This is a genomic window from Abiotrophia defectiva ATCC 49176 (assembly GCF_037041345.1).
GTDB lineage: Bacteria > Bacillota > Bacilli > Lactobacillales > Aerococcaceae > Abiotrophia.
This window is the reverse complement of record NZ_CP146287.1, coordinates 807,394-820,354: the sequence shown is the minus strand read 5'-3', so window position 1 is coordinate 820,354 and position 12,961 is coordinate 807,394. Positions and strand designations below refer to the sequence as shown.

The 12,961-nt window shown below is 46.8% G+C and carries 13 protein-coding genes and 1 pseudogene; 9 read left to right on the top strand and 5 right to left on the bottom strand.

The genetic code is table 11. The annotated features are described in order from the left end of the window. Window positions 1-4: 4 nt before the first annotated feature. Both V7R82_RS03905 and V7R82_RS03900 read right to left on the bottom strand, forming a co-directional pair. A complete protein-coding gene (locus V7R82_RS03905) occupies window positions 5-511 on the bottom strand; it encodes a hypothetical protein (RefSeq protein WP_338543530.1) in 507 nt (168 codons plus the stop codon). Next, the gene (locus tag V7R82_RS03900) at window positions 504-1,085 is read right to left on the bottom strand and encodes an NUDIX hydrolase (protein WP_338543529.1); all 582 of its coding nucleotides are present in this window, start codon (window positions 1,083-1,085) and stop codon (window positions 504-506) included. The genes V7R82_RS03905 and V7R82_RS03900 overlap by 8 nt, the downstream gene beginning before the upstream one ends. 169 nt (window positions 1,086-1,254) lie before the next feature. Here V7R82_RS03900 and V7R82_RS03895 point away from each other — a divergent pair, with 169 nt between their 5' ends. The 8 genes from V7R82_RS03895 (at window position 1,255) to V7R82_RS03860 (ending at window position 7,205) form a co-directional block, all read left to right on the top strand. Then, the gene (locus V7R82_RS03895; protein WP_338543527.1) at window positions 1,255-2,286 is read left to right on the top strand and encodes a 5-bromo-4-chloroindolyl phosphate hydrolysis family protein; all 1,032 of its coding nucleotides are present in this window, start codon (window positions 1,255-1,257) and stop codon (window positions 2,284-2,286) included. After that, window positions 2,286-3,524 carry a toxic anion resistance protein gene (locus V7R82_RS03890; RefSeq protein ID WP_338543525.1) on the top strand — a complete coding sequence of 413 codons (1,239 nt, stop codon included), beginning with the start codon at window positions 2,286-2,288 and terminating at the stop codon, window positions 3,522-3,524. Before V7R82_RS03895 ends, V7R82_RS03890 begins: the two co-directional genes overlap by 1 nt. A gap of 118 nt (window positions 3,525-3,642) precedes the next feature. Next, on the top strand, window positions 3,643-4,203 hold the full coding sequence (locus V7R82_RS03885) for a hypothetical protein (RefSeq protein WP_338543524.1): 561 nt from the start codon (window positions 3,643-3,645) through the stop codon (window positions 4,201-4,203). A gap of 9 nt (window positions 4,204-4,212) precedes the next feature. Further along, window positions 4,213-4,476, top strand: a complete 264-nt coding sequence (locus V7R82_RS03880; protein WP_298076847.1) for a hypothetical protein — start codon at window positions 4,213-4,215, stop codon at window positions 4,474-4,476. 167 nt (window positions 4,477-4,643) lie between these two features. Further along, window positions 4,644-5,249: a hypothetical protein gene (locus V7R82_RS03875; protein ID WP_338543521.1), complete on the top strand. Its 606-nt coding sequence runs from the start codon at window positions 4,644-4,646 to the stop codon at window positions 5,247-5,249. Between the two features lie 14 nt (window positions 5,250-5,263). Continuing rightward, complete coding sequence (locus tag V7R82_RS03870) at window positions 5,264-5,866, top strand: hypothetical protein (RefSeq protein WP_338543519.1); 603 nt, start codon at window positions 5,264-5,266, stop codon at window positions 5,864-5,866. A 20-nt stretch (window positions 5,867-5,886) separates the two neighbouring features. After that, window positions 5,887-6,525 carry a hypothetical protein gene (locus tag V7R82_RS03865; RefSeq protein WP_338543517.1) on the top strand — a complete coding sequence of 213 codons (639 nt, stop codon included), beginning with the start codon at window positions 5,887-5,889 and terminating at the stop codon, window positions 6,523-6,525. 17 nt (window positions 6,526-6,542) lie between these two features. Further along, complete coding sequence (locus V7R82_RS03860) at window positions 6,543-7,205, top strand: hypothetical protein (protein WP_338543515.1); 663 nt, start codon at window positions 6,543-6,545, stop codon at window positions 7,203-7,205. A 597-nt stretch (window positions 7,206-7,802) separates the two neighbouring features. Here the strand turns inward: V7R82_RS03860 and V7R82_RS03855 are convergent. The 3 genes and pseudogenes from V7R82_RS03855 to V7R82_RS03845 form a co-directional block, all read right to left on the bottom strand. Further along, a complete protein-coding gene (locus V7R82_RS03855) occupies window positions 7,803-8,639 on the bottom strand; it encodes an endonuclease/exonuclease/phosphatase family protein (protein WP_338543514.1) in 837 nt (278 codons plus the stop codon). Between the two features lie 75 nt (window positions 8,640-8,714). Beyond that, a pseudogene (locus V7R82_RS03850) lies at window positions 8,715-10,346 on the bottom strand (PTS transporter subunit IIBC); the annotation flags it as partial. A gap of 272 nt (window positions 10,347-10,618) precedes the next feature. Beyond that, window positions 10,619-11,812 carry an acetate/propionate family kinase gene (locus tag V7R82_RS03845; protein WP_291432266.1) on the bottom strand — a complete coding sequence of 398 codons (1,194 nt, stop codon included), beginning with the start codon at window positions 11,810-11,812 and terminating at the stop codon, window positions 10,619-10,621. Window positions 11,813-12,007: 195 nt separating this feature from the next. On the opposite strand from V7R82_RS03845, the gene V7R82_RS03840 reads away from it, so the two are divergent. After that, window positions 12,008-12,937: a hypothetical protein gene (locus V7R82_RS03840; protein ID WP_314211377.1), complete on the top strand. Its 930-nt coding sequence runs from the start codon at window positions 12,008-12,010 to the stop codon at window positions 12,935-12,937. The last annotated feature ends 24 nt before the right edge of the window (window positions 12,938-12,961 follow it).

Below are 12,961 nucleotides of genomic sequence, written 5' to 3'. Positions count from 1 at the left end.
CTAATTAAAATACAAACATAATGACCATAACAATGAGTAGCAAGACAGCTACCAGTATCAGGGCATTATTAAGGAAACGATCCAGTCGCAGGCTATAAGGTCCCTTGACTTTAGGGGGCTTACTAGTAGGCGCGGGCTCTTCTTCGTATTCGTCATATTCTTCATATTCTTCATTTTCGTTATAAGCCACATAGGCCTGATGCTCATCATAGTCATAGCCCTCATCCTCATAGGTCTCAGTCCCATAAGATGAATCTTCATAAGCTGAATAGTCTTGATAATGGGACGTTTGCGGGATTTCCTCAACTTCATGATAGGCATAGGGATCTTCTTGCCAATTCTTACTAGAGTAGACTTGAGTTTGGCCTAAGTCCTGGTCTTGGTCTTCTAGGGCTGGCCAATCCGCTTGCTTGCTTTCTTGGCTGGCGCCCCCCTTGACATAGTCTTCATATTCCCGTCGGTGCTTGTCCTTGCCGTGGTAGCGGGACATGCGCGTTTCGGTCTCAGGCATGCAGGCCACCTCCTCCCAACCAGAGTTGGAGAGCGTAGAGGGTCTTAAGGTCAATAATTTGGCCTTGATCCAGTAGATCTTGGACTTGCTGACGAGTCATTTCAAAGAGTTCAATACCCTCATCATCGTCTTGAGGCAGTGGATTCTCGACTGACACCAGACCATGGGCATAATAGAGAGTTAACTTCTCGTCTAGGAAGCCTGGTGAGGCATAGAAGTCGCCCAGATTCTGCCAGTGGGCTGCCTGATAGGTCGTTTCTTCTTCTAACTCACGCTTGGCACCTTCTAGGGGCGCATCTTGGTCACCCTTATCTAGAATACCAGCTGGAATTTCATAAGTATCAGAGTCAATGGCCGCCCGGTACTGCTTGACCAAGAGGACCTTGTCTTCGGGCGTAACGGCTAGAATGGCCACGGCCGGTTTCTTATGGATAAGCTCACGCTCAACCACCTGGCCTTGGTCCAATCTTACCTGATTAAGGTAGGTTTGCAGAATGACGCCATCAAAGATTAACTGGGTCGACACCATACGGGATGATTGATTAAAGCTGACTTCATTGGCTGCAATTTTCATAGAGCAGACCTCCTTTTACTACTTGACTCTAGCATAGCCTCTCCCCTGTCATAAAGCAAGAAAAAGGCCACGGCTTAAGTCTTACTTAAAAATAGGCCTCAAGTCCGATATACAAGTTCAAGTTCTGTGCTACAATAGAGACAGTAAAACGAATAAGGAGGTTTTGAATATGTGGTTACCAGGTCAATTAATCATTGTTAGCCCTTTGATTATCACTTCCCTTGTCCTCCACCTAGCCTATCGAAACTTAGATTTCTCCAGCCGTTTGGCAGCATATAAAAAAAGTATTCAGCGTCGTGCCGGTCTTGGCATCGGCCTATTCTTCATCTTGAATTTTCTATTCAAGAACTTATTTACTGGAGGCTATGGCTTAGCCACACGTCTAGTCCTGGCTTTCGTCCTCTATGGCCTGGGCCTTCTGGTCCTAACCACTGGCTTCCAGCAGATTAATAAGCTCAAACCTGCGGACTGGGTCCGTTACTTCTTCTATATTGGCATTGCCTGCACCATTCTAGCTGTCAATGCCATTGTCTCAGGCCAACACATGGACTTTGAATGGGTCATCGGTCTCATTTTCTTAGAACTTTTCGGCTTGGCCTGCGTGACCGGCTTGGTGGTCCTGGCCAAATTTGCCGGACCTAGTGAAGAAGACCCCTATAAGGTAACTGTCCCTCACACAAGCAGTAACAAGGTCCAACACTACCGCCAAGCAGGTCTATCCGATCAAGAAATTCAATTCCTACGTGAGCAACTGGCGACTGCCAAACCTCAAATCCAAAGCATCGAGCAGGAATTCAACCAAAACGCTAAGCTCCGTACCCTAGAGGTCCGCTACAATACCGTCAAGGTCTGCCAAAACTACTTCAAGGACATCGTCAATCAGCCTAAACGCCTGGTCGAAGCCAGCGACTTCCTCTATAAGTACCTGCCTTCCCTAGAAGACATTCTTAAGAAGTATAACGAAATTAACGGCCACGTTGCCAAGAACAAGCAAACCTACATGATTTTAGAAAAATCAGCGGCCACTATTGAGAAGCTCTGCCAATCCATTAACGATGCCTATGTCAACTTCCACCAGGAAGATCTCAAGGCCATGGAAGATGAACTCTACGTAGCCAATCGCACCCTTAAGAGCCAAGAAGCGCTCCAATCAGATGAAAGTGTTGAAGACCTCATTAACCTTGGAAAGGATGAAGCCTAATGTCAGAACGTCCCGATTTATTTGAAGAAATGCAAGCCCAAACACCTAAAACTAGTACGGTAGAAGACTTGCTGGGTAATCCCTTCGACCTAGAAGAGGCGCCTAGCCCTGCCTCCCCTCACAATGACCTAGTGGATGCCGAGATGATGGCTAAGCGGGCCGTCACCACTGAAAAGCTAATTGACCGCCTGCCAGAACATCGCCAGCAACAGGCCTATGATTTGGCTAAGCAAATTGACGAGCAGAATATGAGTGCTGTCATCGCCTACGGCTCCAATGCCCAGAAGAAACTGAGCGAGTTCTCCCATGGCATGCTCAACAAGGTCCAACTCAAGGATACAGGTGAAATTGCCGACGTCCTAACCGACCTCATGCACCAACTGGAATCTTCTAACCCGCGTGACTTAACGGCCGCTCCTAATATCTTCCAAAAATTCTTTGGTAAGATTAAGGCTTCCATTGCTGAAACCCAAGCCCGCTACCAGAAGATTGGCACTGCCATTGACCGCGTGGCCATTCGCCTAGAACGCGAGAAGAATGAGTTACTCAACGACAACCTCATGTTGGAACAACTCTATCAGAAGAACAAGGACTACTTCGAAGCCCTCAATATCTACATCGCGGCCGGTGAGCTTAAGATGCAGGAGTTGCAAGAAGAGATTATCCCTGCTGCCATCGAAAAAGCCAAGGCCTCCGGTGACCAAATGGATGTCCAAACCGTCAACGACCTCAATCAATTCTTAGACCGCTTGGACAAACGGACCCACGACCTGCGCTTAACCCGTCAAATGACGGTCCAACAAGCGCCACAAATCCGTATGATTCAAAATACCAACCAGGCCTTAGCTGAGAAGATTCAAGTCTCCGTCCACACGGCCATTCCGCTCTGGGAAAACCAGGTCATGATTGCCTTGACCCTACTCCGTCAGCAAAATGCCGCGGTTAGCCAACGCCAAGTCTCCCAAACCACCAACGACTTGCTCAAACGTAATGCCGACATGCTCAAACAATCGGCTATCGACACAGCCCGCGAATCCGAACGAGGTGTTATCGATATTGAGACCTTACAACATACTCAAAACAGTTTGATTGAAACCATCGAACAAACCCTGGAAATCCAACGCGAAGGACGTCGTCAACGTCAAATCGCCGAACAGGAACTCCAGCTCATGGAAGGTCAGTTGCGTGATAAGCTCATGGCCATCTCCAACGAACAACAGGCCTACCTAGAAGAATAAAATAGATTCCCCCCGGACAGGAAGTCAGCTTCCTGTCCTTTTTCTATTCCCTGCCCTCTTGTAAGAAGTTGAAAAGGGTCTTATAATAGAAGTAGAGAGAGAGGAAAGGACTCGCTATATGTTTAATGAATTATTTAATGACAAGCAACAAGCCCTCTATTTATTCGACGCCCAGCGTCAGGCCTTTGCCTTAATTCCAGAGCAAAAGCGCCCCATCTATCTAGCCTGCCATCATCGTAACTTCTTAATTCTGGTTGTCTTCGCCATGATTTCGCTAGCGCCTGATAGCTCCATCTGGCTCAATTTAGCCATTTGCGCCGGCCTCTATGGTCTCATGACCTGGTACTACCTGACCAAGTTGACACCTAAGGCTGACTGGCAAAGTCTGACTGCTGACCAAGCTGTCTATCCGACCTTCTACAAGCGTTTTGACTTATCCAAGCTCAAGGTCAACATCAGCCTCTTCGTCTTTGTCTTATTGGCCGTTCTGATTGGAATTAGCCAACGAGTCAGCCAATCCCTGGTCCTAGAAATTCTGCTAGCGCTGGCCATCGCCTATGAAGCCCTGCGTCAGATTCTAATCTTCCTGGCCTTACGCCAAAATCCCCTGCCCCCAATTTCAACCCAGCAAGTCAGTCCAAGACTCAAAAGCCAAGTGCTCAAGAAAAAGAAAAAGTAGGTGATTCTCATGTCTGCCCTATTCAGCCTTATTCCCATCTGTCTGCTGATTTTTGCCGGCTATCTCTACTGGTTCCGCGACCACATTGTCACACTCTTAGAATTAAGTTCCCATCGGGAAATCGTCATTCTCAGCGTGGCCTATGCCTGTCTGGCTCTCTTGGGGATTGTCTTAGTAGTGCTCAAGCAATTTGAATGGTTGCTGGGTCTCCTCATCCTAGTCTCCATCCTCAGTGCCGTCTTAAGCTTGGTTCTGACTCGCTTTATGAAATAATTTCGATAGATAGCCCACCTAAGTGCTTGACTTGAGGTGGGCTATTTTTATGACCATTTGCCTTATAGGACATGATTTGAAGCCCTTTTCAAAGAGTGGTATAATAGTTGCATAGTCAAGTGTCATTTTCAGAATGATTTGCACTTGCTAGAGAAAGGAAGATGATTATGAGTCATAAATGGCTCCGGAAACTTCTACTATCCGGACTTAGTCTCTGCCTCCTAACAGCTGGTCTCCCAGGGACAGCTCATGCCCAAGAGAGCAATTCACCCCCACCAACTGCCGAAGATAAAAACATTTTCGGTGAAAATACGGCGGTTTATGGCAATGAAGATGCCGGCTATCTGCAAATTCCTCTACGCTTTGTACCAGTCGAAGGCCAAAGCAAGGACGAACAGGCCTACCGCTTCCGCGATGAAGCCAGTGGCCAAGAAATCGTCTGGGGTATTCGCGATGTTAAGGCACCTACCGACGACAAAATTCCTCAAGACTTCAAAGACCTGTCACCCGTCTATTGGATTGGCTTCCTCAATTTGCGCGAGCGGATTGGTGAAGGTGGTAGCAACAATATGGGAGAATTTGCGACCGTCAATAATTTGACCTTCTACCATGTCGCGACTACCCTACCTGACCGGTCCGAATCTACTTTCTACTATCTCCGCCTTAACAATAAGGAAGATGTCATTTTACTCACCATCACCGGACCTGACCGGGCTGCCATAGATAAACTAGCCCCTATTATGTTTACCTGGTCTCCAACCAAGTATGAATAGAAAGGAGCCTGACCATGAAACTTAGAAAAAAATTCTGGCGTGGCCTCCTGATTAGCCTGACTGTGGTCTTAATAGGGCTGGCTGGCCTGACGCCAAGCAGTGTGAAGGCCCAAGATAATAAAGTGCCTGCGGCTCCAACCCTCAATATGGACCAAACCCAACGCGTGGGGACGGACACCATGGGCTATGTCACCATTCCGGCTGACTTTAGCCAGACCAAGGACGAGGAAAAATACAAGGAATGGGCCAATGCCGACGGTAGCATTACGGTCATCTTGCGTTCCTTGGATCCTCATCAGCCAGTAGCAGATGCCCCTGACAACTCAGACGTCTACCTCTATACCATGGGCTATCTGGGTGAGGAAATGGGCAAGCGCAATGCCGGCTATGTCGCTGTCGACCGAATCAAGGCCGATGATCCTAAGGCAGGCATGACGCTCACGGCGACCATCCTACTTGAAATGGATGGCAAAAAAGTCCCTACCCTCATGAATTACAATCTAGCCCCTGCTAGCACAGGCGCCAAATTGCTTTTGATTCGCGTCTACAACTTTAATAAGGACAGCATCGACAAGTTACTACCAACCCTCACCAAAACTTGGTCTGATACCAAGTAAGTCAACGAAAGGAGTTTCCAATGAAACGCTCTATCCCTCTATTAGCTTTGACTAGCTTAGCCTTGGCCGGTCATTTAGCCTTAACTACAGTGGCTCAAGCTACTGAATCAAGTGCTGCAAGTAGCACCAGCCAAGAATCTGCCAAGGAGTCAAGCAAAAACTCATTTTTCAAAAAATCTAACGAATCCCAAGCTAAATCAGTTCAAGTAGGGCTCCCTAATGCCGGCTACTTCAACCTTCCTGGTAATTTCCAAGAACAAAAAGCTGATACCACGGACAAAACGATTCACTATATTGACAAAGAAAACAAAGAAGAACTCTACATCGATATCCAAGACGTCAAAGAAGGCGACCTGCCTGAAAAATTCAAGAAACTCAAGCCGCTAGACTATATGGCCCACAATGACATGTCCGTCTACGCCTTCAAAGCCCATGGCAAAAAGGTAACAACTGTCCCTGTTAACCTAGGCAAACCTTTTGGTTATGTTTATCAAATTGATGTGACCAAATCAGATGATAGCCGGTCCGTCATCATTGACTTCGCCCATCCTGATGATGCCAACCGTATCGTGCGCTTGACCTTCTTCAGCTCTAATGAAGAATCCCTTAAAAACTTAGTTAAGCACTTAGAAAAATGGCAAGCTAAGCCAGCCAACTAGTAGAAAGGATGAATCACATGACTAAAAAATTATTGAAAAGCGTCCTCTTAAGTTTGGCTTTGGCTACTAGCTTAGCGCCAACTGCTATCTTAGCCGAAGAACAAAGTCAGCAGGACAACACTTCTTCCGTTGAGTCTATCTCTAAGCTACGCGAAGAAGCTAAGAAAGAAGTATACAATGAAGGCAAGTCCCAACGGGTTGGGAGCGATCTAACAGGTTGGGTCAATGTCCCAGAAGATTTTAAAGAGTTGACTAAATACAAGGAGGAATATGAGGGTAGACTGCTTCAATACGACCGCAATAACGAAGATGTCGTGGTCACCCTTGAGCAATTAGATCCTTATAACCGTGAAGACCTGATTTCATTCATGAAAAAATCCAGTGACGTGGAGCTACATGCTTTGGACAAGGTGTCCCATGTTAATTCCACTCTGACCCCATACTTTATCGAAATTACCAAGACTAAATTGCCTTTTGCTGATGAAGCCATCATGATTCAGGCAAAATACGGACCAAACGATAATCCCGACTTATCTAGCCAAATCGTCTACTATGTCTTCGCACCAAATGACCAAAAAGATCAATACTATGTGGTATCAGTCGTGTCTTATATCACAGATGACGCCTTCATCAAAAACCAAGCGGAACCAGTCATCAAGACTTGGTCACCTACTAAATAAGTCAAAAGCGACCGGCAATGCCGGCCGCTTTTTTGTTGGGCAGAGTTTCTGGCTTTTCTCAGCTCCTGACTGGGCTAGTGGGCCACTAGCTCCGGACTTTTCACGGTTTTCCGCCCTTTTCCCTGGTTTCTGGCTGAGCTAGTGGTCCACTCTCCAAAGTGGGCCACTGGCTCATGACTTTCCCCCGGTTTTCGGGCCTTTTACCGGTTTCTGGCCGAGCTAGTGGTCTACTCTTCAAAGTGGACCACTGGCTCGCGGCTTTTTCCCGGTTTCCCGCCCTTTTCACGGTTTCTGGCTGAGCTAGTGGTCCACTCTCTAAAGTGGTCCACTAGCTCCTGGCTTTTCCACGGTTTTCGGGCCTTTTCACGGTTTCCAGCTGAGCTAGTGGTCCACTCTTCAAAGTGGACCACTGGCTCCTGGCTTTCCCCCGGTTTTCCGGCCTTTTCCCCGATTTCAGGCCGAGCTAGTGGTCCACTCTCCAGAGTGGGCCACTAGCACATGGCTTTCTTTCGAATTTCTGACCTAGCTCGCGCCTTTTCCTTAGTAACAGAACAAAAAGGAGGCTGGATTCACAGAATCTCAGCCTCTTTCTTATTTTTATGCCCAGTGAGCAATGATTTCTAAACCAAAGTGGTCGCTGACGACGGGACCGCGCCGGCCATCTAAAACAACTCGGTAGCTATCTACCACAAAGTCTTGGCTCAAGAAGGCCAAGTCAATTCGCAGTTGGTCCACATTGCCTTCCCAGCCGTCAATGGCTTTCTCGACAGTGAACTCGCCCTCTTTTTCCTTAGCCACTAGGAAAGCATCCTGAAGCTTGAGGTCACTGGCAGCAATCAAATCATAACCTTCCTGGCGTTTATCAGCCGGATTGTTGAAGTCGCCCATCAAAATCAATGGCAACTCAGCATGTCCACGTAGGATAGTTTCCGTCTTCTTCCATTCATAGCCAAAGCTAATATCACTATCAGGATCCCACCAGGAGAAATGGCCGCTGGCTACTTGCAGAGCCCGCTCGCCAATATGAGTCTGTGCCCGCAAAAGGACTCGAGTATGATAGTCAGTCCGGTCTTGGATGGCAGACACCCAATAAGCTTCTGGCTGCATTGGCTCCTTAGACAAGATGGCCACACCCTCATCATAGCGATCAAAGCCAATGTGGGCATCTGCCCAGGCCCAGTAGTAGGCCTTGCCAGCTTGGCGCAAGCCTTCTACTAAGAGACGGGCAAAGTTATCTTCCTTAATGGAACGTTGCTTAGCCACCGGACAGAAATAAGCATCTGGCTCCCAGAGAGGCGCCGTCATGGTTTGGTTGACTTCTTGCAAGGTAATCAGGTCATAGTCGCCTGCTAGGATGAAGTCAATCAACTCCCCTAGCTTGCGCTCCTGCTCCTCTTCAATCCAACTATGGGTATTGAGGTCCAATAATTTCATAATTTACCTCCTATGAAAAAAAGGTCAAAGAGTGGTGCGAGCCACTCTTTCAACCTTTTGAAATGATTAATGACTTAAAGCGTCTTGGATGTCTGATTTGAGGACATCGGCTTTAGGCCCGTAGATAGCTTGTACCCCAGTGTCTTTGAGGACTAAGCCCATGGCACCGGCTTTCTTCCAAGCTTCTTCAGAACCAACCTTGCTTTGATCCTTAACAGAGACACGTAGACGGGTCATGCAGGCGTCAACATCCACGATGTTTTCGCGACCACCTAAGAGTTCGATGATGGTGGTTACTTGTTCATCGGCTGGTTTTGCTTCACCTGAATCTTTGCTGTCGGTAGTACCGGAATCGTAGTTCCCGTTACGGCCTGGAGTTGCAAAGTTAAACTTCTTAATCATGAAGTCAGCGATGAAGTACATAATCACTGCGAAGGCTACAGTTGTTACAACAAAGCGAACTAAGTCCATAGCCAAACCTGCTTGAATGGTCATCGGTGTACGAGTTAAGAGCTCGATAGAACCGAAGGAGTGAACACGTAATGGCCAGACATCTGCCATAGCGAAGGAAGCCCCTTGAACCACTGCATATACCAAGTATAATGGCATTGCCGCGAACATGAAGAGGAACTCGATTGGCTCGGTTACCCCTGTTAAGAAGACAGCCAAGCAGATAGAGATAAACATGGTGCGGTATTCAGCCAATTTATCCTTATCTACGTTACGGTACATAGCGAAAGCCAAGCCCATGAGGGTCCCCATAGAACCAATCATTTGACCCACTTTGAAACGAGCTGGAGTCCAGTTTTTCAAAATGTGGTCGACTTGAGACATGTCGCCAATGTTGCGGAAGTGAGCTAAGTCAGATGCCCATGCTAACCAGAGTGGGTCTTGACCGCGAACGATTTCACCAATCTTGTCACCAGACAGGATTTGGTAAACCCCACCTAAGTCGGTGTAGTTGATTGGGATAGTTAACATGTGGTGGAGACCGAATGGTAAGAGCAGACGCTCCAAGGTCCCGAAGACAAATGGTGAAACAATTGGTGCAGAGTCTTGCGAAGTCGCAATCCAGAGACCAAAGTTGTTAATCCCGATTTGGATAAATGGCCACACAACTGCCATTACTAAAGAAGTAATAACTGACCATAAGATAATTACAAACGGTACGAAACGTTTCCCGTTGAAGAAGGCCAAGGCATCAGGCAACTTACGGAAGTTGTAGTACTTGTTGTAGGCGTTAGCCCCTAAGAAACCTGAGATAATCCCTACGAATACCCCCATGTTAAGTGCAGGTGCACCCAACACGCTGGTGAAGAAACCTTTAACCATGATTGGTGTACCAAACAAGGTATGAGTGGTAGAAGCTTCATCTAAGAGCATCTTGTCGCTCACGTTGAAGACTGCACCCGTAATACGGTTAATGAGGATGAAGGCCAAACCTGCTGCGAAGGCACCGCCCGCACGGTCCTTAGCCCAGTTCCCCCCGATCGCAAGCGCGAAGAGAATGTGCAAGTTAACAATGATTGCCCAACCGATGTTTTCTAAGACACCACCGGTAGTAACTAAAAATGGAATAGACGCAAAGCTGATCGCTAAGGTTTTCCCGATACTGATCATCAGACCAGCTGCTGGCATAACGGCAATAACGACCATGAGGGCTTTACCGAACTTTTGCCAGAACTCAAAACTCAAGAATTTTTTCATCTTGTGTCTCCTTTCTATAAGTGCTAATTGTCTCTCTACCCTTCGCACATGTTGTCGGAATCTCAAGTTGGCAAAGTGACAATTCATAATAATGACATGAAGATTCCAACACGTACTTACACTTATATATTAGCGTTTACAAGTCTAAAAGTAAAGCTCATAAAGGGAAAGTTTTACGATTGATATCGGTATCATAAAAACTGACAAATTGCCTGCTGATATGGAGGCAAAAAAGGACTGGGCACCCTGGCTCAGTCCTTGTCATGCTCTTATTAAGCTTGTTTGAGGCGCTCAACTTCGCGCGCGATTTCCATTTCTTCGTTAGTTGGTACGTTAAGGACGGTAACCTTAGCACCTTCTGGTGAAATGATGGCTTCTTTACGTGTGTTGTTACGTTCAGTATCAATGTCACAACCGAACACGGTAATGCCTTTGATGACTTCCTCACGGATTTGGATGGAGTTCTCCCCAATCCCGGCAGTGAAGACAATGGCATCTACCCCGTTCATGACCGCAATGTACTGACCAATGTATTTTTGGATACGGTTGACGAAGATATCATGAGCCAATTGGGCACGTTCGTTGCCTTCACCAGCTGCTGATAAGATGTCACGCATATCGCTTGATACGCCAGAAATCCCTAAGAGACCTGACTTCTTGTTAAGGATGTTGACCATTTCAGCCACATCGCTAATGCCAAGTTTTTGCATCACGAAAGCGACTAAGGAAGCGTCGATATCCCCAGTACGGGTCCCCATGGTTAAACCTGCTAATGGTGTGAAGCCCATAGAAGTATCAACAGAGATCCCGCCGTCTACAGCAGTAATAGAAGCCCCGTTCCCTAAGTGGCAGGTAATAATCTTGAGGTCTTTGACGTCTTTGCCCATCATTTCAGCTGCACGACGTGCTACGTAGTGGTGGCTAGTCCCGTGCGCTCCATACTTACGAGCCTTGAATTTTTCATAGTACTCGTATGGTAAGCTGTAGAGGTAGTTAACCGCTGGCATAGTTGTATGGAAAGAAGTATCGAAGACAGCTGCCATAGTGATTTCTGGTAAACGTTCCTTGAAGGCGCGCATTACGGCAGCTTCCGCTGGGTTGTGGAGCGGTGCAAATTCGCCTAAGTCGGCAACTTGTTGGATGACCTCATCATTGATTAAGGCAGATTCCTTGAAGAGTTCGCCCCCTGCTACAACACGGTGACCAGCCCCGGTGATTTCGTGGTAGTCTTTGACAATCCCTAATTCGGTTAAGTGTTCGAATAAGAGTTCAACTGCCCGGTCGTGGGTCGCAATCTCTTCTACAAGTTCAAATTTTTGGTCGTCGCCGTATTCGATTGCGAAGATTGAGTTATCCAAACCAATCCGTTCTACCAAACCTTTTGCAACTACCGTTTCTTGTGGCATTTCAATTAATTGGAACTTCAAGCTTGAAGAACCAGCGTTAATCGCCATTGTTTTTGACATGGTCTTAATCGCTCCATTCTGAGTTTTAAATAATCGATACTCCTATTATAGCACCCTTGGCAAGCCTTTGCATAGAAAAGACATTAGAAAAACGCAAAAAAGTCAACTTTTTTCCCTTGAATCTATTTGACTAGAAATTTATAATAGGAACATAAGGTAAATACGTTTTCAATTCGCATTAAGGAGGTAATAAGAATGCGACGATTTATTAAGCTTATTTTGGCCTTAGGTTTGGTGCTAGGACTGACCCTACCTCTCAGCCAAGCATCCGCCCAAGATGATTACATCTATGGAGTACCTGTAGAGAATCTTGGCAACCGTACCTATGGACGTCCAAATGTAGATTTAGGACAAAACCCTGATAACTTCCAACTCGATGCTGCAAACAGCACCTTGATTTCTAACTCTGCAAGATACTCCGTCAGTTTCGAACAAATTCCGACCCAAACCATTCAACTGCAATCGGCTTACCCAGAAGAAGGGATTCGGACCATCTATGTCAATACTCGGGTAACAGTTAATACTGACCCAAGCAACGGCCTAGCCATTCGTGGTCACCAGTTCTACCTCTTCTATAACAAATTTGGGACCATTTCCCTGGCTTTCCCTAAATTAGCTTCCAATACCCTTCAAAAACCAGATCCTGCGACGCCTTATGTTGAGTACTTGGAGTCTGGCACCAAAAAACCTGACTACAATACCGTTCAGGCAGTGCCTGCTGATCAGGCTCCTTATCGGGTGGACACCAAAAACTTAAGCCCATTGACCTATCACAAACAAGCTGTCAATGCACCAAGTGATTACAGCCTAGAATTCACCAACTACACCATGTCCTTCAACTACCTCAACGATAGTAAGCAAAACACCTATCGCTTCCAAGTAGTCGACGGCCCAACCAAAGAAATTCGGGTCTACTCAGCAGATGGTTCTGGTATCCGGACGGTCAAGGTCAACACCCGCCTCATTCCACAAGCCATTGTCAATGGGAATGAGCGTCAATTCGGTTATACCTACTACCTCTTCCACAACAAGAATGGCACCATCTCCTTAGTCACACCTAACTTCGCCGGCAACTACGGCCAAGGTGAAGAAGATGTCATGTCAGAATATGTGGTCAATCCATAAGATCTTTAGCAGACTGGGACTAGC

Bases quoted from the DNA above. Each gene is read 5' to 3' on its own strand.
- V7R82_RS03895 (WP_338543527.1), top strand. From the start codon at position 1,255: ATGTGGTTACCAGGTCAATTAATCATTGTTAGCCCTTTGATTATCACT.
- V7R82_RS03885 (WP_338543524.1), top strand. From the start codon at position 3,643: ATGTTTAATGAATTATTTAATGACAAGCAACAAGCCCTCTATTTATTC.
- V7R82_RS03840 (WP_314211377.1), top strand. From the start codon at position 12,008: ATGCGACGATTTATTAAGCTTATTTTGGCCTTAGGTTTGGTGCTAGGA.
- V7R82_RS03860 (WP_338543515.1), top strand. From the start codon at position 6,543: ATGACTAAAAAATTATTGAAAAGCGTCCTCTTAAGTTTGGCTTTGGCT.
- V7R82_RS03855 (WP_338543514.1), bottom strand. From the start codon at position 8,639: ATGAAATTATTGGACCTCAATACCCATAGTTGGATTGAAGAGGAGCAG.
- V7R82_RS03905 (WP_338543530.1), bottom strand. From the start codon at position 511: ATGCCTGAGACCGAAACGCGCATGTCCCGCTACCACGGCAAGGACAAG.
- V7R82_RS03845 (WP_291432266.1), bottom strand. From the start codon at position 11,812: ATGTCAAAAACAATGGCGATTAACGCTGGTTCTTCAAGCTTGAAGTTC.
- V7R82_RS03890 (WP_338543525.1), top strand. From the start codon at position 2,286: ATGTCAGAACGTCCCGATTTATTTGAAGAAATGCAAGCCCAAACACCT.
- V7R82_RS03880 (WP_298076847.1), top strand. From the start codon at position 4,213: ATGTCTGCCCTATTCAGCCTTATTCCCATCTGTCTGCTGATTTTTGCC.
- V7R82_RS03875 (WP_338543521.1), top strand. From the start codon at position 4,644: ATGAGTCATAAATGGCTCCGGAAACTTCTACTATCCGGACTTAGTCTC.
- V7R82_RS03865 (WP_338543517.1), top strand. From the start codon at position 5,887: ATGAAACGCTCTATCCCTCTATTAGCTTTGACTAGCTTAGCCTTGGCC.
- V7R82_RS03900 (WP_338543529.1), bottom strand. From the start codon at position 1,085: ATGAAAATTGCAGCCAATGAAGTCAGCTTTAATCAATCATCCCGTATG.
- V7R82_RS03870 (WP_338543519.1), top strand. From the start codon at position 5,264: ATGAAACTTAGAAAAAAATTCTGGCGTGGCCTCCTGATTAGCCTGACT.